The following is a 1013-nucleotide window of genomic DNA, read 5'->3' as shown; positions in this document are numbered from 1 at the left end:
CGTCCGCCGTCCAGGCCTGGCCCGCACCGACCACGGCGAAGCCGCAGGACAGGAGCACCAGCCCGGCGGCCGTGCCGCGCCTCAGGTCGAGGCGGCCGGCCGCCCAGCGGGTCAGCGGCAACTGCCCGGCCACCACCAGCAGCGAGGAGAGCGCGAAGAGGTAGGCCAGCACCGCCGGTGAGTCGCTGACGCGGGCGATCTCCGCCGGAAGCGCCAGGTACAGCTGGTTGTACGCCAGCAGGTAGGCGCTGTAGGCGCCGCACAGCGCGAGAAACGGACGGTTGCGCAGCAGCGCCGCCAGCGCGCCGCGGCCACGGACCGTGCGGCGCCCGGGAACGCGCTGCGGGAGCAGCACCAGGTGCCCGGCGAGCACCGCCGCGAACACGGCGGCACCGGCGAGGCACACGGCGCGGAAGTCCACCGTCAGCAGCAGCGCACCCAGCAGCGGCCCGACGAAGGCACCGAGCTGACCGGCCACGGTGAACAGGGCCAGCACCGAGGTGCGCGGCCCGTTGCCGCCGTCCTCCCAGCAGACGGCCTGCCGGGCGACCTCCGACTCCACGGCGGGGGAGAACAGGGCCGCCGCGAAACCGATCAGCAGCACCGCGCCGACCACCGAGCCGACGCCCTCCGCCCAGCCCAGCCAGAGGAACCCGGCGATGCGCAGCACACAGCCGGTGAGGACCACCGGACGTACGCCGATCCGGTCGGTGAGCGCGCCGCCCACGACAAAAAGGCCCTGCTGGCTGAACGTGCGCAGTCCCAGCACCAGGCCGACGACGGCCCCGGTCAGCCCCAGCACTCCGCCCAGGTACTGGGCGAGGTAGGGCAGCACGAGGAAGAACCCGACGTTGAAGGCGAGTTGGGTGGCGATCAGCAGCCGCAGCAGCGGCGGCAGCCGACGCCAGGGCGCCCGCCCGGGCCGGACGGCGGCCCTGCTCCTCTCCCCGGAGACGCTCACACCACGTCCCCGACGCGTACGGCGGTCTTGCCGGCGGCGGCCGTGCCGGGCA

The 1013-nt window shown here is 74.7% G+C and carries 1 protein-coding gene; it reads right to left on the bottom strand.

Going from position 1 to position 1013, the window contains the following annotated elements; genetic code table 11:
- Positions 1 to 961: MFS transporter (locus ACYVE9_RS28230; RefSeq protein ID WP_461030725.1), on the bottom strand; the 961-nt coding region annotated here is incomplete at its 3' end.
- Between the last annotated feature and the right edge of the window lie 52 nt (positions 962 to 1013).

It is taken from the genome of Streptomyces sparsus, assembly GCF_054776295.1.
Note: the sequence above shows the minus strand (reverse complement) of the source record. Positions and strands in the feature narration are given on the sequence as shown.